Raw genomic sequence first — 22351 nt, 5'->3', positions numbered from 1 at the left:
AACCCGACGTGCCAACATTTTCGCCTAGTCTCGAAAAGGCGCTGCACCAGGCACTGACCTTCGCTAACGAGCGGCATCACGAATATGCCACGCTCGAACACCTGCTCCTGGCGTTGATCGACGACGCGGATGCAGCGGCGGTCATGGGCGCTTGTAACGTCAACCTTGAAAACCTGCGCAAGACCGTCATCGATTATGTCGATCACGAGCTTTCCAACCTCGTCACCGGCTACGACGAAGACTCCAAGCCCACTTCGGGCTTCCAGAGGGTCATTCAGCGCGCCGTGATTCACGTACAATCCTCGGGCCGCGAGGAAGTGACGGGAGCCAACGTGCTCGTCGCCATTTTCGCGGAGCGGGAAAGCCATGCGGCATTCTTCCTGCAGGAGCAGGAGATGACCCGCTACGACGCGGTCAATTATATCTCTCACGGAATCGGCAAGCGTCCGGGCGCCTCCCAGACCCGTACGCCCCGCGGTGCCGAAGAGCCGGACTCCGACTCCAAGCCATCTCGGGACCAGGACGAAAGTTCGGCCAAGAAGCCGCAGGACGCCCTCAAGGCTTACTGCGTCAACCTGAACGACAAGGCCCGCGACGGCCGTATCGACCCGTTGATCGGCCGCCATTCGGAAGTCAACCGGACGATCCAGGTCCTGTGCCGCCGCTCCAAGAACAACCCGCTCTATGTGGGGGATCCGGGCGTCGGCAAGACGGCGATCGCCGAAGGTCTCGCCAAGCGGATCATCGAGGGAAAGGTGCCGGAGGCTCTCGCCGACGCCACCATCTTCTCCCTCGATATGGGCACGCTGCTCGCCGGCACCCGTTACCGTGGCGACTTCGAGGAGCGCCTGAAGCAGGTCGTCAAGGAACTCGAGGAGTTCCCGGGCGCCGTGCTGTTCATCGACGAGATCCATACAGTGATCGGCGCCGGTGCGACTTCGGGTGGCGCCATGGATGCGTCGAACCTGTTGAAGCCGGCTTTGTCCTCCGGGGCGATCCGTTGCATCGGTTCGACCACTTACAAGGAGTATCGCCAGTTCTTCGAAAAGGATCGGGCTCTGGTTCGGCGCTTCCAGAAGATCGACGTCAATGAGCCGTCGATCGAGGATGCGATCGAAATCATGAAGGGTCTGAAGCCCTATTTCGAAGAGTATCACAAGCTGCGCTACACCAACGACGCCATCAAGTCGGCAGTGGAACTATCGGCCCGCTACATCTCCGATCGCAAGCTGCCCGACAAGGCGATCGACGTGATCGACGAGACCGGCGCGGCCCAGATGTTGCTGCCCGCCTCCAAGCGTCGCAAGCTGATCACCGAAAAGGAGATCGAGCAGACGATCGCCACCATGGCGCGGATACCGGCCAAGACCGTTTCCAAGGATGACGAGATGGTTCTCGCCAACCTGGAGAAGGAGTTGCGGTCCGTCGTCTATGGTCAGGATACGGCCATCGAAGCGCTTTCGACGGCGATCAAGCTGGCGCGTGCCGGCCTTCGCGAACCGAACAAGCCGATTGGCTCCTACGTCTTCTCCGGCCCCACAGGCGTCGGCAAGACGGAAGTCGCCAAGCAGCTTGCCTCGTCGCTGGGCGTCGAGATGCTGCGTTTCGACATGTCGGAATACATGGAACGCCACACGGTCTCTCGGCTGCTTGGTGCACCTCCCGGCTATGTCGGCTTCGATCAGGGCGGTCTTTTGACCGATGGCGTCGATCAGCATCCGCACAGCGTGGTCCTGCTCGACGAAATCGAGAAGGCGCATCCGGATATCTACAACATCCTGCTACAGGTCATGGACCATGGTTCACTGACCGACCACAACGGCAAGAAGATCGACTTCCGCAACGTCATCCTGATCATGACGACCAATGCGGGTGCATCGGAAATGGCCAAGGCCGCGTTCGGCTTCGGCTCTTCCCGGCGCACGGGTGAGGATGAGGAGGCGATCAACCGCCTGTTCACGCCGGAATTCCGCAACCGCCTCGACGCGATCATTCCCTTCGCGCCGCTGCCCACCCAGGTCATTCACCAGGTCGTGCAGAAATTTGTCATGCAGCTGGAAACGCAGCTGTCCGAGCGCAACGTCACCTTCGACCTGCACGAGGACGCGATTGCCTGGCTTGCCGACAAGGGTTACGACGAGAAGATGGGCGCCCGCCCGCTGTCCCGCGTGATCCAGGAATATATCAAGAAGCCGCTCGCCAACGAGATCCTGTTCGGCAAGCTGCGCAAGGGCGGCGTTGTCCAGGTCACGGTTGGCAAGGGCGAAGACGGCAAGAGCAAGCTCGTGCTTGATTGCCTCTCCGAAACGGTTCCCGTGAAGCCGAAGCTCGAGGCGGAGGTCGAAGAGGCCGCCGAGGAAGCTCAGGCCAAGGCTGTCAAGCCGAAGGCGCCGAAGAAGTCGGCACCCAAGGATAAGGATGGCGGCACGGTTGCGGCTCTCCTCGATGCGGACGTGATCGCATCGGACGAGGCTCCCCATGAAGGCGCCAAGCCGCGCAAGGGCGGCACGGTGCCGCGTGTGCCGAAGAAGAAATAAGCCGCAGGTTTATCTGCGACTGCTGAGAGAAACGACGCCGGGCTTGTCCCGGCGTCGCTGTTTCTGTAGGTCCGAAACCAGAAGCGAAAATGCGACAGCAACTGGGGGGACCGATGGCCGGCGAGATCGAAGAGCAACGCCACTTTCTCTGGTTTCTCCGCGGCATGCGCGGGATCACCTCGCTGCCGGCGCTGATCCTGATGGCGTCCTATGTGGGCTTTAGCGCCTTTGCGCTCGAGTCCGGCCTGACCCGCGGCGAAGCGGTCTTTATGACCCTTTCCATATGGGCGCTGCCGGCCCAGATGATCCTGATCGGCACCATGACCGGAGGAGCACCTCTCGCGGCGTCCTTTGCAGCCGTAACCCTTTCCTCGATCCGCATGATGCCGATGGTGGCTTCGATCATGCCGCAGATGCGCACCGAACGGACACCCGTTGCGGTGCTTTTGTTTCTCTCGCACTTCCTGGCGATCACGTCCTGGGTGTTTGCCACGCAGCGTCTGGAAAGCGTTCCACGCCACTACCGGGTTGCCTATTTCGCCGGCTTCGGAATCACCTTGACGCTTACGAACACATTGATCGTCGCTGTGAGCTACGGTGTCGTCTCGTCCTTTCCGCCTATGATCGCAGGCGCGCTCTTCATGATGACGCCCGTCTATTTCATCTCGTCGATCTGGGCGAGCGCGAAGCAGCCGGTGGTCAAGGTCGCCTTCGTTGCAGGCATCGTGCTTGGCCCGCTGATGGCGCTCGTCGCGCCGGATTTCGACGTGCTCTATGCGGGTTTGGGCGGCGGCACCGCTGCCTATCTCCTCGATCGGTATCGGCGTAAATCCGCTATGCGCGCTGGAGCGGGCGCCTGATGTTCGATAGCTGGTGGACCTATCTTGTCATTATAGTTGCCGGTTTTCTCGCGACGGACGTCTGGCGTTGGCTGGGCGTTCTGGCGGGCAACCGGCTGAACGAGGAGTCTGAGTCGCTGCTTTGGGTGAGGGCAGTGGCGACGGCCCTGGTCATGGCGGTTACGGCCAAGCTGATCGTCTTCCCGACGGGAACGCTCTCGCATTCGCCTCTGTGGCTAAGGCTGGGCGCCGCCGGAATAGGCTTTGCCGTCTTCCTGGCTGCCGGACGCCGCGTAGCGGTTGGTGTCTCCGTGCCGATCACCTTGCTGGTGATCGGTCTCTGGTGGCTAGGGTGAGGACTTAATCATGTTGTGGAAATGGCGCAGTGAACGGCAATGATATGCGAGGAGAAGCGCGCACGGATGGGTTCAAGACCCATTCAAGCGCTTCGACAAAGCAGATCGCAGCCGTTCGCGCGTCCTTGGGGATGTGGGCGCTCCGGCGAGCTACGTCGTTGAAAAGCCTCGCCGATGCATGAAGCATCGCCTGCGTTTTTCGCCTCGTATCTCATCCGGATCGCCTCACACCATTTCAACAAGATGATTAAATCCTCACCCTAGGCGTCTGAAGTCTCAGTTGCCGAGTTCGCCGATGATCTTCTCGGCATTGGTGGCGAGGATTTCGCCATCTTCCATTTTCCCGGAATGCGCCTTCAGCGGCTGACCTTCATGACGCGGGATGATGTGGAAATGCAGGTGGAAGACCGTCTGACCGGCCGCCGGCTCGTTGAGCTGGATTATGGTGATGCCGTCCGCTTCAAAGGCATCCTTGGCAGCGCGGGCAAGCTTCTGCACCACCGGCATCAGCTTCGACAGCACGGTTGGATCCGCATCGAGCAGGTTGCGGGACGGCGCCTTCGGGACCACCAGGACGTGGCCGGGCGCTTGCGGCATCACATCCATGAAGGCCAGAGTATCGTCGTCCTCGTAGACGCGATGGCAGGGGATCTCGCCGCGCAAGATCTTCCCGAAGATGTTGTTGCTGTCATAGCTTGCGTCGCTCATGGCGTGATCTCCCTGAATGATGTCAGTCCTGTTCCTGCTGCCGCTCACCCTTGCGGAAGGGGCTGTGCTCGGACAGGAAGCCGGTCATGTCCTCCACGTCCTGCCGCTCGCGCTCCAGATAATCGGCAATGGCGCTTCGCAGGCCCGGATGGACGATATAGTGCATGGAATGGGTGGTGACAGGCAGATAGCCGCGCGCCAGCTTATGCTCTCCCTGCGCTCCGGCCTCGACCCGTTTCAGCCCCTTGGCAAGAGCAAAATCGATGGCCTGATGATAACAGACTTCGAAATGCAGGAAGGGATGATCCTCGATGCAGCCCCAGTGTCGCCCGTAAAGCGCATCGCCGCCGATGAAGTTGATGGCACCTGCAATATACTTGCCGTCGCGCTTGGCCATGACCAGCAGGATATCCTCCGGCATACGCTCTCCGATCAGGGAGTAGAACCCGCGGGTGAGATAGGGCTTGCCCCATTTGCGGCTGCCGGTATCCATATAGAAGGTGTAGAACTGATCCCATATGTCTTCGGTCAGGTCGCTGCCGGTCAGCCAGTCGATGGTAATGCCGTTCTCCAGCGCCGCCCGCCGTTCCTTCTTCAGCGCCTTGCGCTTGCGTGATGCGAGCGTCTCCAGGAACGCGTCGTGGTTGGCATAGCCGTCGTTGATGAAGTGGAACTGCTTGTCGGTCCGATGCAGATAGTCGCTGTCCTCGAAGGCAGGAAGCTGCTCTTCGGCGATGAAAGTTACATGCGCGGAAGATACACCGAGCTGCCGTGTCACCTCCTGGAGACCGGCCGCAAGCGTCGATTCCATGACACCGCTGTCATAGCCGTGCGAGACCAGCAGCCGCGGTCCGGTGGCCGGGGTAAAAGGAACGGAACACTGCAGCTTCGGATAGTAGCAGCCACCGGCCCGCTCGAAGGCATCAGCCCAGCCGTGATCGAATACGTACTCGCCCTGGCTGTGGTTCTTGAGGTAGCCCGGCACAGCGCCGACAAGGGCGCCCTTTTCATCCTCCAGCAGAAGATGGTGCCCGAGCCAGCCTGTCTTGGCCGTCGCCGATCCGGACTCTTCGAGCGCTGACAGGAAGGCATGCGACAGGAACGGGTTGTAGGCGACCTCACCCGCCGTCTTCGCGGCGCCCGAAAGCCTCGACCAGCTTTCCTGGCTGATCGCCCTGAAGGATTGTTCGATGCGGATGGTGAGATCTGATGCCATGCTTGGTATTACGCCGAAGGGGAGGTTCTTGGATCAAACCCCTCGAAGGTCATCTGGTCCGCATGACGATGGGTCTGTTCGCGGGCATTTTCATCCCTGACCGTCCAGGTGACGATCGGAACTCCAGCTGTTCTTTGCGCGGTGACGAAGCTGTTCGGCAGATGTCCCCAGTAATAGGAGATGAAATCGAGCCCAAGCTGCATGGCCTCGTCATGGTCGAAGAACTCCTCCGGCTTGTTGCCTTCGGCGGTCAGCCCAAGGGGGTAGGGCGAGCCCGCCGCTTTCAGCTCCCGCAGGATGTGGTAGTCGAAGCTCATCAGCGCGATCTTGCCCTGATAGCCTTCCAGAACCTCGAGCACGGTGTCGGCAAAACCGTCATCCTCTTCGCTGGTGCGGCCCTTGATCTCGATCACCAGGGGAACCCGGCCCGCAACCAGGTTCAGCATCTGCTTGAGCGTCGGGATCCTGTCCTTCGTTCCGCCCACGGCCAGCATGCCGAGCTCGGCGGAGGTACGTTCCCGCAGGTCGCCGCTGATGCCGCAAAGGCGCTGAAGGTCGCCATCGTGGAAAATGACCGGCACGCTGTCGCCGGCAAGCTGCACGTCGCATTCGATCGCAAAGCCGGCTTCCACCGCCCGGGAAAAGGCCGAGAGGGTATTCTCCCAGATTTGCCCGTTCATGTCGTGGTAGCCGCGATGCGCTACGGGCACATCCTTGATCCAGTCGACAGACGTCATCCGGCGATCTCGATGATGGCTTCCACTTCGACCGAAGCGTTGAAGGGCAGGGCGGCCATGCCGACGGCGGCGCGAGCGTGCTTGCCGGCCTCGCCGAGCACGTTCGCCATCAGGTTGGAAGCGCCGTTCGTCACCACATGCTGCTCCACGAATCCGGCTGCGGAAGCCACGAAGCTGGTCAGCTTGACCACCCGCTTGATGCGTGTGAGGTCGCCGCCAAGGGCCGCCTTCGCCTGTGCCAGGATGTTGATGGCGCAAAGTTCCGCAGCACGCTGGGCGGTCGCCACATCGACATCGCTGCCGACCAGACCGGTGACCGCGACCTTGCCGTTTTCGTTCGGGAGCTGGCCGGAAATAAAGAGCAGGTTGCCGCTGATCACGAAGGGAAGATAGTTGGCAGCCGGAGCGGCGGCCTGCGGAAGCGTGATTCCCATTTCTTCAAGACGGCTATCGATAGCGTTGCGCATTCGGTCCTCGTTTGTTGTCAATCTTTCAAAAATCCTGCATCAAGGCCTTAGAGCCTTTCAAGGCTAAATGGAAACGGTTCTGGTGGCGCAAGTGAGGCAGGTTCGGAGAGAGCGGCGCGCAATGCCGGTCGATAGGGCAGGTGTCATTTGCGGCAATCTGGAGATCGGCTGGTTTTCTGCCATGATCTTCGGCTTTCGTCGTGTGTGTGACTGATGAATACGCCTCGCTGGGCCTGGATCTCAACGGAGATCATTCCGGCAGGGCGATTCCATTTGGCCTTTAAAAGCTCTACCCTCGGCTGATGGCGTTCGAATAACACCATGACCTGAGACCAACAGGAGAAACTGAATGCTGCGCACGAGCCTCGCGCTGTTCCTTGTCGCTGGTGCCGGATTTGCCCAGGCGGCGCCGATCAACGCCGATAATGCTGCCCGTCTCCTCGTGCCGCATCGCGCTATTTACGACCTGAAGCTCAAGGATGCCTCCGATCGCTCGGGCATAGAAGGTATGTTTGGCCGCATGGTCTACGAGTTCAAGGGCTCGGCTTGCACAGGCTTCACCACCAACTTCCGCCTGGTCACAAAGATCGATACGGGAGAGGATACCCGCGTGAGCGACCAGCAGACGAAAACCTTCGAGGATTTGTCGTCGCGCCAGTTTCACTTCGAGACCAAGTCTTTCACCGATGAGCAGCTGGACAAGCAGCTTGTTGGCGACGCCAGCCAGGAAGGCAAAGGGGTCAAGGTCGCGATCAAGGAGCCGAACGGCCGCGAACTCGACCTTCCCACAAGCGATTTTCCAACCGATCACATGCTGGAAGTCATACGCAATGCGAAGGATGGGAAGAACTTTTTCGAGGCGCGCGTCTTCGACGGATCGGAAAACGGCGACCAGTCGCTGTTGACCACCACCGTCATCGGCAAGCAGCAGGAGCCTGCGAAAGACGATGTGGATGCCGACAAGGCGGGAGATTTCGCCAAGACGTCATATTGGCCGGTTACTATCGCCTATTTCAACGACAGTGCTGCCGGGGATCCGACGCCGGTCTACAATATGTCGTTCAAGCTCTACGAGAACGGCATCACCCGCGATCTGACCATGGACTATGGCGATTTCGTCCTTTCCGGCAGCCTGAGCAAGCTCGAGCTGCTGGATAAGCAGGACTGCAAGTAAAGCTGCTTTCGGCAGAAAAGGTGAGGTGAAATCGCATTCTCCATACCTTATATGAACTCTAGAAGCGGCGAAGCTCTTCGCCGGTAAAGGGATCGATACTGTGGCAAGACGGTTTTTGGGCTCCGGTCTGGGTTTGACCTTTTTGGTCATGATTGCGTTTCCGCTGGCCGGAGGCGCGCATGCAGGCGACTGCCGCTCAACCCCTTCGGCCGGTGTCGACTGGAGCCGTTGCGCCAAGAAGAACCTGATGCTGACGAGCAGCGATTTTAGCAAAGCCAATCTGGTGGAAGCAGACCTGAGCGCAACCGATCTGCGCGACTCGGACTTCACCGGCGCCAATTTGTCCAAGGCGAAGCTGGCGCGCGCCTGGCTCGGCGGGGCTCGTGCTGAAAAGGCGAATTTCGAGAAGGTTGAAGGCTATCGCACCGGCTTCCAGAAGATGGATGCCGAGGGCGCATCTTTCGGCGCTGCCGAACTGCAGCGTGCCAATTTCCAGGGTGCCAATCTCAAGGGCGTCAGCTTCGAGAAGGCAGAACTGAGCCGGGTCATCTTCGATCAGGCGATTCTGACGGGCACCAGCTTCAACTCCGCCAACCTGGCGCGGGCCGATCTGACCAAAGCGGTCTTTGAAGGCCCTCTCGATTTCAGCAATGCCTTCTTGTCCCTGACCAGGGTCGAGGGCGTTGATCTGTCTTCTTCCATCGGTATCGAGCAGCACCAATTGGACATGGCCTGCGGGGATGACAAGACCAAGCTGCCTCCGGGGCTGAATGCGCCGCAGTCCTGGCCCTGCGCCGACAAGGACTAGGCCGCAAACCGAGCACATCTTCGGGTCGTCTTGGGCTTTTTCCGCGACCACACTTGCCTTTGCGGCTAATCGCCTGTATGGCCAGCCGCATTCCACACGTAAGGCGTGGGGCAATCCGGGAGAAATCCGGATCGCTCCGCCCGGTGGCATTCCGAAGGGATGCTGTTCGCCTTGCGGAGGTTCAACCGGAAAAGGAGAAAAAGGCATGGCATTGCCTGATTTTAGCATGCGCCAGCTTCTGGAAGCTGGTGTTCACTTCGGCCACCAGACCCATCGCTGGAACCCGAAGATGAAGCCGTACATCTTCGGCGATCGTAGCAACATCCACATTATCGACCTCGCTCAGACGGTTCCAATGATGTCGCGCGCCCTTCAGGTCGTGTCCGACACCGTTGCCCGCGGCGGCCGCGTTCTGTTCGTCGGCACCAAGCGTCAGGCTTCCGAGCTGATCGCCGATTCGGCGAAGCGTTCGGCCCAGTACTACGTCAACTCCCGCTGGCTCGGCGGCATGATGACGAACTGGAAGACGATCTCGAACTCGATCCAGCGCCTTCGCAAGCTCGACGAGATCCTCGGTTCCGAACAGTCCGGCTACTCCAAGAAGGAGCGTCTGACCCTCGAGCGCGAACGCGAGAAGCTTGAAAAGGCTCTTGGCGGTATCCGCGACATGGGCGGCACGCCGGACCTGATGTTCATCATCGACACGAACAAGGAAAAGATCGCGATCGACGAAGCTAAGCGCCTGGGCATCCCGGTCGTCGCCATCATCGATTCGAACTGCGATCCGGACCTGATCGACTACCCGATCCCCGGCAATGACGACGCTTCGCGCGCAATCGCCCTCTATTGCGACCTGATCGCCCGTGCTGCCATCGATGGCATCGCGCGCCAGCAGGGCGCTTCGGGCCGCGACCTGGGCGCTTCTTCGGAAGCTCCGATCGAGCCGGCACTCGAAGACGAAGCGAGCGCTTAAAGCCTCGCTGGAGCGGTACTGCCGCTCCACCTTACCTACGTGACGAAGGCCAGAGATACTGACATCCCTGGCCTTCGCCGTTTGATACGGCCTCCGCTGGACCACCGTTAGACGTGGCGCTCGGCGTCGAGGCTGCCACAACGTGATGTCTTCATCACGTTGTCATACTTCCGGGTACATTCGTCCCAACACATTGACGTCGCCGATATTCTCCGGCGATCCGCAACTTGAACCGACAAGAGGCACGAAAATGGCTGAAATCACCGCTGCACTGGTTAAGGAACTGCGCGAAAAGTCCGGCGCAGGCATGATGGACTGCAAGAGGGCGCTGACCGAAAACAACGGCGACATCGAAGCAGCAATCGACTGGCTGCGCGCCAAGGGCATCTCCAAGGCCGACAAGAAGTCGGGCCGCACCGCGGCTGAAGGCCTGATCGGCATCGCCGGCGCCGGCCACAAGGCCGTCGTGGTCGAGCTCAATTCGGAAACCGACTTCGTTGCGCGTAACGACGCCTTCCAGGATCTGGTTCGCGGCATTGCCAGCGTCGCCCTCACGACCGACGGCTCGGTCGAGGCGATCTCGGCTGCGACCTATCCTGCTTCCGGCAAGCCGATTGCCGACACCATCAAGGACGCCATCGCCACGATCGGTGAAAACATGACGCTGCGCCGCGCAGCTCTGCTTCAGGTCGAGCACGGTGTCGTGGCGACCTACATCCACAATGCGGCCGGCGAAGGTATCGGCAAGCTCGGCGTTCTGGTCGCCCTGAAGTCGATCGGCGACAAGGAAGTCCTGTCGTCGCTCGGCCGTCAGATCGCCATGCACGTCGCTGCGACCAACCCGCTGGCGATCCGCCCCGAGGAAGTCGATGCGGCCGTCGCCGAGCGCGAACGCAACGTCTTCATCGAGCAGGCCCGCGAATCCGGCAAGCCGGAAGCCATCATCGAAAAGATGGTCGAAGGCCGCATGCGCAAGTTCTTCGAGGAAGTCGCGCTCCTGTCGCAGGCTTTCGTCGTCAACCCGGACGTGACCGTCGGTCAGGCCGTCAAGGACGCTGAAAAGCTTGCTGGCGCCGGAATCGAAGTCACTGGCATGGCGCGCCTCCTGCTCGGCGACGGCGTCGAAAAGGAAGAGTCCGACTTCGCCGCGGAAGTGGCTGCAGTCGCCAAGGGCTGATCAAGGCCTATCCGGAAAACGGGTAAAACAGTGGGGCACCGGGTGACAAGCCGGTGCCCTTCGTGTATCCGCAACCCGTTTGACCTCTCCGCAAGCCTCTCATGTTTCAAGGAGCCTCCATGTCCGCTACGCCCATCTACAAGCGTGTTCTGCTCAAGGCATCCGGGGAAGCTCTTATGGGCAGCCAGGGCTTCGGTATCGATGTAACGGTCGCCGACCGCATTGCATCCGACATAGCCGAAGCGCGTGCTATGGGCGTGGAAGTGGGCGTGGTCGTCGGCGGCGGCAATATCTTTCGCGGCGTAGCGGTGGCCTCCAAGGGCGGCGACCGGGTGACTGGCGACCACATGGGCATGCTCGGCACCGTCATTAATGCGCTGGCGCTGGCAACCTCGCTGCGCAAGCTTTCGATCGACACGGTCGTGCTCTCCGCCATCTCGATGCCGGAGATCTGCGAGAGCTTCTCGCAGCGCCAGGCGCTTCACCACATGGCGCAGGGCAGGGTGGTCATATTCGCCGGCGGCACAGGCAACCCATTCTTCACGACGGATTCGGCTGCAGCTCTGCGCGCGGCCGAGATCGGCGCCGAGGCCATCTTCAAGGGCACCCAGGTGGACGGCATCTACTCGGCCGATCCAAAGAAGGATCCGACGGCCACCCGCTTCGAAACGCTGACCCATGGCGAGGTTCTGGACAAGGGCCTTGCCGTGATGGATATCGCTGCCGTGGCGCTGGCGCGTGAAAATGCTATTCCGATCATCGTGTTTTCCATCCATGAGAAGGGCGGCTTTGCTCAAATCTTGACCGGTGGCGGGCGAAAGACGATCGTATCTGACAATTGAACTGAGACGCGGCCAGGCCGCCGAAGAACAATACGGGAGTAAACTTGCATGAGCGGATCAGTTGATCTCAACGACATCAAGCGCCGCATGGAAGGCGCGGTCGCCGCGTTCAAGAGCGATATCGCCTCGCTGCGCACCGGGCGCGCTTCGGCCAATATCCTGGAGCCGATCACGGTCGAAGCCTACGGCTCGCGCGTGCCGCTGAACCAGGTTGCCAACATCACGGTTCCCGAGCCCCGCATGCTGGGTGTATCGATTTGGGACAAGTCGATGGTCGGCGCCGTCGAGCGCGCCATCCGTGAATCGCATCTCGGCCTCAACCCGATCGTCGATGGCCAGAATTTGCGTATCCCGCTGCCGGAGCTCAACGAGGAGCGCCGCAAGTCGCTCGTCAAGGTGGCGCACGACTATACCGAAAAGGCCAAGGTCGCGATTCGCCACGTACGCCGCGACGGTATGGAAGGGCTGAAGAAGTCGGAGAAGGATGGCACGCTCGGACAGGACGAAAGCCGCTCGCTGTCGGAGAAGGTGCAGAAGATGACGGACGACACGATTTCCGACGTCGAGCGCTTGCTTGCGGAGAAAGAAAAGGAAATCATGCAGGTCTAATCGAGGCCGAACCTGCTGGATCTGAGCTCGGCTAAGAAAGGAACGACGGCGGATATGGTCAGCCCCGAACTTGCGATTATTCCACGCCACGTTGCGATCATCATGGATGGCAACGGGCGCTGGGCCAACAAGCGTGGGCTGCCCCGGACGATCGGCCACAGCAAGGGCGTCGAAGCGGTGCGCGAGACGGTAAAGGCCGCCGCCGATGCAGGTGTGGAATATCTTACGCTCTTTGCCTTCTCGTCCGAAAACTGGTCGCGGCCAGAAACGGAGGTCAACGATCTCCTTGGCCTGCTGCGCAAGTTCATCCGCCGCGATCTTGCCGAGCTTCACCGCGAAAATGTTCGCATCCGGATTATCGGCGAAAGGGAGAAGCTGCGCAGCGATATTCTGCCGCTGCTGCTGGAGGCGGAAGAAACGACCCGCCACAACACGTCGCTCACTTTGGTGATCGCCTTCAACTACGGCTCCCGCGACGAGATCGTACGGGCCGCCGCCAAGCTCGCCCGCGAGGTGCAGGCGGGCAGGCTGAGCCCCGACGACATCACGGCCCAGATGATCAGCGGTGAACTCGATACGGCCGATATTCCGGACCCGGATCTCATTATCCGTACGAGCGGAGAGGAGCGCCTTTCGAACTTCCTTCTGTGGCAGGCTGCTTATTCCGAGCTTCTCTTCATGCCCGATTACTGGCCGGACTTCGACCGCAACCTCTTCTTCGATGCACTCAAGGTCTTTGCGTCGCGGGACAGGCGCTTCGGTGGACTCTCATCCAAAACGGCTGCGGTAGGCGGCTGATGGGCACCGAGTTAAAGCAGCGCATCCTCTCCGCCCTGGTGCTTGCTGCCATCGTTATATACGCGACGTGGATGGGTGGCTTTCCCTTCCGTGTCGTGGCGGCACTCATCACCATCCTCGTCTACTACGAATGGTCCACGATTACTCGGCTTGGCGAGCGGGATTTTACAGGCCATGCCTTTGCCTGGCTCATCATTGGGCTTGTCGCGGGCAATATCCTGTTCGGCGATGACAGCATGTCCATACCGCTTATGGGCGGCGGCGTGATCACCGCCGCACTTTTGACCTTGCTGCGGCGCAGCGGCACCTGGTGGCTCCCTGGCGGCATCGTCTATGCCGGGTTGAGCGGCATTTCGCTGGTTGCCATCCGCGGCGACAATCAGGCAGGGCTGGTAGCGACGCTCTTCGTCTTCGCCGTCGTCTGGAGCACGGACATCTTCGCCTATTTCGTCGGCCGTGCGATCGGCGGGCCAAAGCTTGCGCCGCGAATCTCTCCAGGCAAGACCTGGTCAGGTGCAATCGGCGGAACGATTGCCGGCATCATTGCAGCTTCAGCGCTTGCCGGTGTGGCCTTCTCGCAGTTTGCTATATGGACAGCCGCCATCGCTCTCGTTTTGTCGATTGCCAGCCAGATCGGCGATCTGTTCGAATCCTTCATCAAGCGCCGGTTCGGCGTGAAGGATTCCAGCCGGCTCATCCCAGGCCATGGCGGGGTCATGGACCGGGTGGATGGTCTCGTTTTCGCCTGCTTCGCAGCGTTTCTACTGACACTTGCGCATGCGGCCCTGACGGGCCATGTAGATGAGAGCGTCGCGGCATTTCTGTTCGGATTGTAGAAGCGTGGCCAACTGTCGAACTGGAAGCGGAAACCTTGATGGCTATTTTGGGCTTTTTGACTGGATACATCCTCCCATTCGTCATCGTGCTGTCGGTTCTCGTCTTCGTCCACGAGATGGGGCACTACCTCGTGGGGCGCTTGTGCGGCATCCGCGTTACTGCCTTTTCGGTCGGCTTCGGCCCTGAGCTTCTGGGCTTCACCGATGGTCACGGGACCCGCTGGAAACTTTCCGCCATCCCCTTGGGCGGCTATGTGAAGTTTTACGGCGACGACGATGCCGCCAGCATGCCGGACGCGGGCGCAGTCGCTCATATGAGCGAGGCCGAAAAAGCTCAGACGCTGGCGGGTGCAAAGCTGTGGAAACGAGCTGCCACGGTTGCCGCCGGCCCGATCGCAAACTTCATCCTGGCGATCGCCATCTTCGCCGTGCTCTTTAGCGTCTACGGCAAAGTCGTGGCCGATCCGGTGGTTGCCGAGGTCAAGCCCGACAGCGCCGCTCTGGCAGCCGGCGTCCAGCCAGGCGACCGGCTGGTGGCGATGGACGGTAACCGCATCAAGACGTTCGATGACGTCCGCCGCTATGTCAGCATTCGGCCGGAAACCCCGATAACGGTTACCGTTTTACGCGACGGGCAGGAACTTCAACTGCCCATGGTGCCGAAGCGCACGGAAATGACGGATCAGTTCGGCAACAAGATCGAGCTTGGCCTCATCGGCATCGTCACCAATGAGGAGCGCGGCAATTTTCGTGTGGAAACCTTCACGCCGCTCCAGGCGGTATCGGAAGGGGTTACCGAAACCGGAAACATCGTCACCGGAACCTTCCGCTATATCGGCAATCTCTTTACCGGCCGCATGAAGGCGGATCAGCTCGGCGGTCCTGTTCGGGTCGCGCAGGCATCGGGCCAGATGGCGAGCCTCGGGGTCGCCGCCGTCGTCCAGCTTGCCGCCGTGCTTTCCGTTTCCATTGGACTGCTCAACCTGATGCCGGTTCCGGTGCTTGACGGCGGTCACCTGGTATTCTACGCGATTGAGGCAATCCGCGGCAGGCCGCTTGCTGCGGGGGCGCAGGAGATTGCTTTCCGGATCGGTCTCGCGATGGTGCTGAGCTTGATGGTTTTTGCGACTTTCAACGACATCAGCAATTTGATCGGTTGACTGAAGCCGTCCGTGAAAGAAACTGTTTATTCACCATAATTTCAGGCTTCCGTGGCTGATGGGTCACGCCTGGAAAGGAAGTAAACAGAAATTAACGCGATACCTTGCTTGTAGGGCAAAAGAAGGTAAAACGACACACGTGGCCGGAGTCGGGCTCCACCCGCCGAGGGACAACGGGAAAAGGTAAGAATTGAAATGAAGGCTGGTTCAAAGTTTTTGAACGCAGTGTCGGCGTTTGCGCTGTCTGCTGGTGTTGTCGCGTCTGGCGCAAGTGTTCTGATGCTTGCTTCCGCTCCTGCTGCCGAAGCAGCGGTAATCCGCAGCGTTCAGGTGCGCGGTACTCAGCGCGCCGGCGAAGAAGCGGTTCGCTCTAATCTCACCATCCGGCCCGGCGTCGCTTTCTCCAGCACCGACATCGACGATTCGGTGAAGAAGCTATATTCGACCGGCTATTTCTCGGATGTCCGTATGTCCGTCTCGGGCAGCACGCTCATCGTCACCGTCAGCGAAAACCAGCTCGTCAACCAGGTCGTGTTCAACGGCAACCGCAAGATCAAGGACGACAAGCTGCAGGGCGTCGTTCAGACCCAGCCTCTCGGTCCATACAACCAGGCCATGGTCAATGCCGATATCCAGCGCATCAAGGAAGCCTATGCCGCGACGGGCCGCAGCGATGTCGAAGTGACAACGCAGACCGCGCCAGTCGGCCAGGGCCGCGTCAATCTCGCCTTCGTCATCAACGAAGGTGAGCGGACGAAAATTGCCGATATCACCTTCAGCGGAAATCAGGCCTATAGCACGGGTCGCCTCAAGGCGGTCATCGCCACCAAGGAATCCGGCCCTCTGTCGTTCCTGACCCGTAAGGACGTCTACAACGAAGACAAGCTGCATGCCGACGAAGAGTCGCTTCGCCAGTTCTATTACAGCCATGGCTATCCGGATTTCCGGGTGATCTCGTCGCAGGCTGTCCTGGACGAGGCCAGCAACAAGTACAACATCACCTTCACGGTTGAGGAAGGTGAGCGCTACCAGTTCGGCAACGTCGATGTCGAATCGACGGTCTCAGGCGTCAGCAGCGAGGACCTCAAGGGTCTGGTCGAAACCCGTAGCGGAGACGTCTACGATTCCCGGCAGATCCAGAAGACCATCGACTCGATTTCCAAGCGTGTCGCAGCGGCTGGTTATCCTTTTGCTCGCGTAACGCCCCGTGGCGACCGCAACTTTGAAAACCATACCGTCGGCGTGTCCTACATGGTCGATCAGGGCGAGCGCGCCTATGTCGAGCGGATCGAAGTACGCGGTAACACCCGTACCCGCGACTATGTCATTCGCCGCGAATTCGACTTCAGCGAAGGCGACGCCTTCAATCAGAACATGATTTCTCGCGCCAAGCGTCGCCTCGAAGCGCTCGGCTACTTCACCTCCGTCAATATCACGACCGCTCCGGGCAGTGCTCCGGATCGTGTAGTGGTCATCGTAGATGTCGAGGATCAGCCCACCGGTTCGTTCGGCATCGGCGCCGGCTATGCCGCTGGCGGTGAGGGCTTCCTGCTCGAAGCGTCGGTCGAAGAAAAGAACTTCCTCGGCCGTGGCCAGTATATCCGCGTCGCTGCAGGCGGCGGCTTGGACGATGCCCGCAGCTATACGCTTTCGTTCACCGAGCCTTACTTCCTCGGATATCGACTGGCGGCTGGCTTCGATCTGTTCAAGAGCCAGACCTCGTCCAACGATTACTACAAGTACAACGAGCAGGGCATCACCCTTCGCGTCACGGCGCCGATCACCGACGATCTGGCAACGACGTTCCGCTACACATACAAGCAGATCAAGTATGAAGACGACGGCGGTCTCGGCGATGATGGCTTGCCGTTCACAGCGGACGACAATGTCTCGGCTCCTTATGCCTACTTGATAAATAAGAAAGACTTCAGCCAGTCGTTGGTGTCTCAGACGCTGACCTACAATACGCTGGACAGTCAGACACTGCCGCGTGAAGGATTCTACGTCACCGGCACGCATGAATATGCCGGTCTGGGTGGCGATTCCGACTACTACAAGATCTCCGGTCGGGCGCGCTATTTCCATACGCTCTCCACCGAAGCCGACCTGATCGGTTCGTTGGCCGTTGGTGCTGGTCACGTCTTCAAGACGGGCGACGACCTGAATGTCTTCGATCAGTTCACGATCGGCGGCAAGCAGATCCGCGGCTTCAAGAACGACGGCATCGGCCCGCGCTCCGTCAACCACGACGACGATGCGATCGGCGGCACGACCTACTTCACGGCGTCCGCTGAAATGTCGATACCCATGCCTGGCATTCCGGAAGATGCCGGTGTTCGCGCTGCAGTCTTTACCGATGCGGGTACGCTATACGGCAATGACGTCAACATGCGCGGCGATGCCTTGCAGGGAACGAGCATGTCCTGGCGCGTTTCGGTCGGTGCCGGCATCATGTGGGCTTCGCCCTTCGGCAACATTCGCGTCGATTATGCAGAGCCTATCGTGAAGGAAGACTTCGACAAGGTGCAGCAGTTCCGGTTCAGCATGTCGAACCAGTTCTGATAGGCTCCGGTCGCGGTTGCGACCGGAAATCTGATCTGGAGCTCTGGCTTTATGGACCAAAACGACTTCTACCCGCCCCATGACGGGATAAGCCTGCGTGAGTTGGCGAACCGTCTTGGGGCTGAATTGCGTGATGCGGATGCCGGAAATCGTATCATCCGCTCCGTCGCGCCTGTATCCAGAGCAAAGCCCGGCCAGATCTGCTATATCCTGTCGCGCAAGAACCGCGAGGAGCTTGCAACATGCGAGGCTTCTGCGATTTTGTGCGATGCGGCTTTGGCCTCCATCGTGCCAGAACATGTCGCCATCCTGTTCAGCAAGTCGCCGCACGCTGCCTTCGCCATGGCCGGCGAAATTCTGCATCCGCAAGCTATGCGTCCGACGCTCGTCACCTCATTGCTTGCCGCGATATCGCCCATGGCTTTTATCGACCCGACCGCCAAGCTTGAGCCGGATGTCGAAATCGAGCCCATGGCCGTCATCGGCGCGGGTGCTGAGATCGGATCTGGCACCCGTATCGCGGCGGGCGCAATTATCGGCTCGAACGTCAAGATCGGGCGTGGCTGCACGATTGCCTCCGGCGCCAGCATAACTGCCGCCCTGATCGGCAATGGCGTGATTATCCACAACGGCGCTCGTATCGGGCAGGACGGCTTCGGCTTTGCGCCAGGCCCGCGCGGCATGCTGAAGATCGTCCAGATCGGCCGGGTGATCATCCAGGACAATGTGGAGATCGGCGCCAACACCACGGTCGATCGCGGCGCCATGGACGATACGGTGATCGGTGAAGGCACCAAGATCGACAACCTGGTTCAGGTCGCACACAATGTGCGGATCGGCCGGCATTGCGGCATTGCGGCCGGCGTCGGCATTGCCGGTTCCACCCATATCGGTGATGGCGTGTTGATCGGCGGCGCATCCGGCATTAATGGACATATCAAGATCGGCGATGGCGTCCAGATCGCTGCCATGAGCGGTGTGGTGGGCGATGTGCCGCCAGGGGCGCGCTATGGCGGTGTACCGGCAAGGCCGATGAAGGACTTTTTGCGGGATTTGGCGGCGATCATGTCCCGAACCGACGAACGGGCAAAGCGCAGAGGAGACAACAATGACTGATGAGACCAAGCCGGAGCTCGGCGCGGCCGATATTCAGGAAATCATGACGCTCCTGCCTCATCGTTACCCCTTTCTGCTGGTGGACCGGATCATCGAAATCGATGGCGATAACTCCGCCATCGGTATCAAGAACGTGACGGCCAACGAGCCGCATTTCACCGGCCACTTTCCCGACAAACCGATCATGCCGGGTGTTCTTCTCGTGGAAGGCATGGCGCAGACGGCCGGCGCCATATGCGCGCGCAAGCAGGGCGACGGCGGTAACCTGGTCTATTTCATGACCATCGACAATGCTCGGTTCCGCAAGCCCGTGGTGCCGGGTGACCGGGTCGAATATCACGTCGTCAAGCAGAAGCAGCGCGGCAACATCTGGAAGTTCCATTGTGATGCCAAGGTCGACGGCGTTCTTGTGGCAGAAGCCGATATCGGTGCAATGATGCGTAAGGGAAGCGAATGAGCATGATAGCCGCCAGTGCGCGCATCCATCCGACCTCCCTTGTCGAAGATGGCGCCGTCATCGGCGAGAATGTCTCTATCGGGCCTTTTTGCCACATCGGGTCCCAAGTCGTGCTCGGCGACAATGTGGAGCTTGTTTCGCATGCGGTCGTAACCGGCAGGACCGAAATCGGCCGCGGCTGCCGCATCTTCCCCATGGCCGTCATAGGTGGGGTCTCGCAAAGTCTTCATGAGGCAGGTGAAGAATCGAGCCTAACCATTGGTGAAAATTGCACCATGCGCGAAGGGGTGACGATGAATACGGGCACTGTCGGTGGCGGTGGCAAGACGGTCGTGGGCAGCAATGGCCTCTTCCTCGCCAATTGCCATGTCGCCCATGACTGCCAGCTTGGCGACGGCATCATCATGTCGAACAATGTCATGCTGGCTGGCCATGTTCACGTCGGTGACCGGGCCATCCTTGGCGGCGGCTGTGCTGTGCATCAGTTCACGCGCATTGGACGTCAGGCCTTTATCGGCGGGCTCTCCGCCGTCAACTACGACGTCATTCCCTATGGCATGCTGAACGGCAATCCAGGCGTTCTTGGCGGGTTGAACGTGGTCGGCATGACACGGGCCGGCGTCGAGCGGGCCACGATCCATAGCGTGCGCCGGGCTTACAAGGATATCTTCGAAGCCGAAGGCAATGTCCGGGCAAAGGCGGCAGACGTCCGTGAAACCTATGTCGATTGCCCGGAAGCGCTTGAGATCATCGACTTCATCACCGCCGAGAGTGACCGCGCGATTTCGTCTCCATTTCGCAGAAAAGCGTGATGGCCGTGGCCGGCACCCCGAGCCTTGCGCCGGAGGGCCGGCTGGCGATCATTGCCGGGCGCGGCCAGCTTCCGGTCTACCTCGCCGAGGCTGCCCGGCGGGCAGGCGAGCAACCTCTTATCCTTGCCTTGAAGAACGAAGCCGATCAGCGCTTCGAGGGCTTCGACGTCGTTCGTGTTGGCATTGGAGATCTGGCGCAGATCCAGTCGCTATTGCGGGTTGGCGGGATAGTGCGGGTCGTCATGTCCGGCGGCGTGTCGCGTCGGCCGGAATGGCGTGATATCAAGCCGACCTTCAAGACGCTGATCAAGATACCGTCCGTGGTTCGCACGCTGATGTCGAGCGGCGACGATGCCGTTCTGCAAATGGTGATCAAGCTCATCGAGGCTATGGGCTGCCATGTCATCGGCGCCCAGGAGATCGCCCCAGGCTTATTGGCAAAAACCGGTGTCCTTGGGAGCGTTGTTCCGGGAGATGACGATCTCCGCGATATCGAAAAGGCAGTCGAGGCGGCCGAGATGCTGGGTCGGCTGGATATCGGCCAGGGGGCCGTCTGCGTCGGCGGAAGGGTGGTGGCGCTCGAGGGTGTCGAAGGCACCGACCAGATGCTGCAGCGGGTCGCCGAACTGCGTGCTGCGGGCCGCATTTCTTCCCGACGCCGTGGCGTGCTCGTCAAGCTCTGCAAGCCGCAGCAGGATATGCGCGCCGACCTGCCGACGATCGGCTTGTCGACCTTGGAGAATGCAAGGAAGGCTGGGCTGGCCGGCATTGCTGTGGAGGCAGGTCGGGCCCTGGTGCTGGACGAGACGCAACTGGTCGCCGCGGCCGATGCTGCCGACATGTTCGTGACTGGCATCGACCTAGGCCTTGAGGGAAGGGGCGCCGCATGACCGACAGCGTATCGGCAGGCGGCTTGACGGTTGGCGTCGTTGCCGGCGAAGTGTCGGGGGATCTTCTCGGGGCTGATCTGATAAACGCAATGCGGTCTTTTCATCCCGGTCCGCTACACCTTGCTGGAGTGGGCGGCGATGGCCTCGCAGCCCAGGGCCTGAAATCCCTGTTCGATTTTTCCGAGCTGTCGATCATGGGACTGACGCAGGTGCTTGCGCGCCTGCCGAAGCTGATCCGCCGCATCCGTCAGACTGCCGATGCGATCATCGCAGCGAGGCCGGACGTGCTTATTATCATCGACAGCCCCGACTTTACCCATCGGGTCGCAAAGCGGGTGCGGGCGGCCCTGCCGGATTTGCCAATTATCGACTATGTCTGCCCCAGTGTCTGGGCCTGGAAGGAATATCGCGCCCAGGCCATGCTAGGCTATGTCGATCGCGTGCTGGCGGTGCTGCCGTTCGAGCCGGAGGTGATGCAGCGCCTCGGCGGCCCCGAAACCACCTTCGTCGGCCACCGTCTGACGGATGATCCGGGTATATTGCGTATCCGCCAGGCCCGCGGAGAGCGTCTCCAGCGGGAGCTGGGGGAGCCGAGGACAATCGTCCTGCTGCCGGGTTCGCGTTCGGCGGAAATCAACGCACTGCTCCCGGTATTCGGAGAGGCCGCTCATGAATTCGCAAGCCGCAATGGCGCAACCCGCTTCCTGTTGCCCACCGTGCCGCGCCGTGAGGCACTGGTGCGGCAGTTGGCCACAAATTTGCCGGTGCCGGTGGAGATCACCGCGGATGAGGAAGGTAAACGGCAAGCCTTCATCCAAGCGGATTCTGCGATGGCCGCCTCCGGGACCGTTATTCTGGAATTGGCTCTGGCAACCGTGCCGGTCGTCTCGGCCTACCGAACAGACTGGCTGATCAAGCTGCTTGCAGGGCGCATCAAGACCTGGACCGGGGCCTTGCCCAACCTGATCGCCGATTATCCCATCGTTCCCGAATACGTAAACGACGTGTTGCGGCCGGCCAGTCTTTGCCGCACGGCGGAGCGTCTTTCGGCAGACACGCTGCAGCGGCAAGCCATGCTGGAAGGCTATGAGTTGGTCTGGCAAAGGCTGCAGGTTCCGGTGCCGTCAGGAGAGGCGGCCGCCGCGGCCGTCTTCGACGCTATGGATAAGAAGCGCGCCAGCCGCCTATAAGTGCCGCATAGCGATCATCATCTCTTCAAGGCTACCGCGTAACAAAAAACCCGGCCATTTCGGGCCGGGTTTTTGATCTTGCGAGTT

Annotated in this window: 22 protein-coding genes; 18 read left to right on the top strand and 4 right to left on the bottom strand. The window is 60.4% G+C overall.

Annotated features, from left to right (window positions below):
* Positions 1 to 8: 8 nt before the first annotated feature.
* From clpA to EPK99_RS18135, 3 genes are all read left to right on the top strand, one after another.
* Positions 9 to 2537 carry an ATP-dependent Clp protease ATP-binding subunit ClpA gene (clpA, locus tag EPK99_RS18145; protein WP_128444503.1) on the top strand — a complete coding sequence of 843 codons (2529 nt, stop codon included), beginning with the start codon at positions 9 to 11 and terminating at the stop codon, positions 2535 to 2537.
* A gap of 89 nt (positions 2538 to 2626) precedes the next feature.
* Positions 2627 to 3397: an AzlC family ABC transporter permease gene (locus tag EPK99_RS18140; protein WP_425374215.1), complete on the top strand. Its 771-nt coding sequence runs from the start codon at positions 2627 to 2629 to the stop codon at positions 3395 to 3397.
* Positions 3397 to 3732 carry an AzlD domain-containing protein gene (locus EPK99_RS18135; RefSeq protein WP_128444502.1) on the top strand — a complete coding sequence of 112 codons (336 nt, stop codon included), beginning with the start codon at positions 3397 to 3399 and terminating at the stop codon, positions 3730 to 3732. Before EPK99_RS18140 ends, EPK99_RS18135 begins: the two co-directional genes overlap by 1 nt.
* Before the next feature lie 276 nt (positions 3733 to 4008).
* Here EPK99_RS18135 and EPK99_RS18130 read toward each other — a convergent pair whose 3' ends face one another.
* From EPK99_RS18130 to EPK99_RS18115, 4 genes are read right to left on the bottom strand one after another with little or no spacing between them, the layout of a single operon-like run.
* A complete protein-coding gene (locus tag EPK99_RS18130) occupies positions 4009 to 4440 on the bottom strand; it encodes an HIT family protein (protein ID WP_128444501.1) in 432 nt (143 codons plus the stop codon).
* Positions 4441 to 4462: 22 nt separating this feature from the next.
* A complete protein-coding gene (locus EPK99_RS18125; protein WP_128444500.1) occupies positions 4463 to 5656 on the bottom strand; it encodes a GNAT family N-acetyltransferase in 1194 nt (397 codons plus the stop codon).
* An 8-nt stretch (positions 5657 to 5664) separates the two neighbouring features.
* Positions 5665 to 6393 carry a glycerophosphodiester phosphodiesterase gene (locus EPK99_RS18120; protein WP_164901813.1) on the bottom strand — a complete coding sequence of 243 codons (729 nt, stop codon included), beginning with the start codon at positions 6391 to 6393 and terminating at the stop codon, positions 5665 to 5667.
* Entirely contained in the window at positions 6390 to 6860 is a 471-nt protein-coding gene (locus EPK99_RS18115) for a RidA family protein (RefSeq protein ID WP_128444499.1), read from the bottom strand. Before EPK99_RS18115 ends, EPK99_RS18120 begins: the two co-directional genes overlap by 4 nt.
* 349 nt (positions 6861 to 7209) lie before the next feature.
* On the opposite strand from EPK99_RS18115, the gene EPK99_RS18110 reads away from it, so the two are divergent.
* From EPK99_RS18110 to lpxB, 15 genes are all read left to right on the top strand, one after another.
* Positions 7210 to 8034 carry a cell envelope integrity EipB family protein gene (locus tag EPK99_RS18110; protein WP_128444498.1) on the top strand — a complete coding sequence of 275 codons (825 nt, stop codon included), beginning with the start codon at positions 7210 to 7212 and terminating at the stop codon, positions 8032 to 8034.
* A 247-nt stretch (positions 8035 to 8281) separates the two neighbouring features.
* A complete protein-coding gene (locus EPK99_RS18105) occupies positions 8282 to 8842 on the top strand; it encodes a pentapeptide repeat-containing protein (protein ID WP_342633747.1) in 561 nt (186 codons plus the stop codon).
* A 205-nt stretch (positions 8843 to 9047) separates the two neighbouring features.
* Positions 9048 to 9815, top strand: coding sequence for a 30S ribosomal protein S2 (gene rpsB, locus EPK99_RS18095; RefSeq protein ID WP_128444495.1), 768 nt, complete (start codon positions 9048 to 9050; stop codon positions 9813 to 9815).
* Between the two features lie 250 nt (positions 9816 to 10065).
* The gene (gene tsf, locus EPK99_RS18090) at positions 10066 to 10992 is read left to right on the top strand and encodes a translation elongation factor Ts (protein ID WP_128444494.1); all 927 of its coding nucleotides are present in this window, start codon (positions 10066 to 10068) and stop codon (positions 10990 to 10992) included.
* A gap of 119 nt (positions 10993 to 11111) precedes the next feature.
* Positions 11112 to 11834 (top strand): UMP kinase, encoded by a 723-nt coding sequence (pyrH, locus tag EPK99_RS18085; protein ID WP_128444493.1) that lies wholly within the window; start codon positions 11112 to 11114, stop codon positions 11832 to 11834.
* A gap of 48 nt (positions 11835 to 11882) precedes the next feature.
* Positions 11883 to 12443, top strand: coding sequence for a ribosome recycling factor (gene frr / locus EPK99_RS18080; protein ID WP_128444492.1), 561 nt, complete (start codon positions 11883 to 11885; stop codon positions 12441 to 12443).
* A 54-nt stretch (positions 12444 to 12497) separates the two neighbouring features.
* Complete coding sequence (locus EPK99_RS18075) at positions 12498 to 13241, top strand: isoprenyl transferase (protein WP_128444491.1); 744 nt, start codon at positions 12498 to 12500, stop codon at positions 13239 to 13241.
* Complete coding sequence (locus tag EPK99_RS18070; RefSeq protein WP_128444490.1) at positions 13241 to 14077, top strand: phosphatidate cytidylyltransferase; 837 nt, start codon at positions 13241 to 13243, stop codon at positions 14075 to 14077. The genes EPK99_RS18075 and EPK99_RS18070 overlap by 1 nt, the downstream gene beginning before the upstream one ends.
* A gap of 38 nt (positions 14078 to 14115) precedes the next feature.
* Entirely contained in the window at positions 14116 to 15237 is a 1122-nt protein-coding gene (rseP, locus tag EPK99_RS18065) for an RIP metalloprotease RseP (protein WP_128444489.1), read from the top strand.
* A 195-nt stretch (positions 15238 to 15432) separates the two neighbouring features.
* Entirely contained in the window at positions 15433 to 17799 is a 2367-nt protein-coding gene (bamA, locus tag EPK99_RS18060; RefSeq protein ID WP_128444488.1) for an outer membrane protein assembly factor BamA, read from the top strand.
* Positions 17800 to 17850: 51 nt separating this feature from the next.
* Positions 17851 to 18915 (top strand): UDP-3-O-(3-hydroxymyristoyl)glucosamine N-acyltransferase, encoded by a 1065-nt coding sequence (lpxD, locus tag EPK99_RS18055; protein WP_128444487.1) that lies wholly within the window; start codon positions 17851 to 17853, stop codon positions 18913 to 18915.
* Positions 18908 to 19372, top strand: a complete 465-nt coding sequence (gene fabZ, locus EPK99_RS18050; RefSeq protein WP_128444486.1) for a 3-hydroxyacyl-ACP dehydratase FabZ — start codon at positions 18908 to 18910, stop codon at positions 19370 to 19372. The genes lpxD and fabZ overlap by 8 nt, the downstream gene beginning before the upstream one ends.
* Entirely contained in the window at positions 19369 to 20184 is an 816-nt protein-coding gene (lpxA, locus tag EPK99_RS18045; protein WP_128444485.1) for an acyl-ACP--UDP-N-acetylglucosamine O-acyltransferase, read from the top strand. The genes fabZ and lpxA overlap by 4 nt, the downstream gene beginning before the upstream one ends.
* A complete protein-coding gene (locus tag EPK99_RS18040; protein WP_128444484.1) occupies positions 20184 to 21074 on the top strand; it encodes an LpxI family protein in 891 nt (296 codons plus the stop codon). Before lpxA ends, EPK99_RS18040 begins: the two co-directional genes overlap by 1 nt.
* Entirely contained in the window at positions 21071 to 22264 is a 1194-nt protein-coding gene (gene lpxB, locus EPK99_RS18035) for a lipid-A-disaccharide synthase (RefSeq protein ID WP_128444483.1), read from the top strand. Before EPK99_RS18040 ends, lpxB begins: the two co-directional genes overlap by 4 nt.
* The last annotated feature ends 87 nt before the right edge of the window (positions 22265 to 22351 follow it).

The sequence above is a fragment of the Neorhizobium lilium genome (assembly GCF_004053875.1).
Taxonomy (GTDB): Bacteria; Pseudomonadota; Alphaproteobacteria; order Rhizobiales; family Rhizobiaceae; genus Neorhizobium; species Neorhizobium lilii.
Note: the sequence above shows the minus strand (reverse complement) of the source record. Positions and strands in the feature narration are given on the sequence as shown.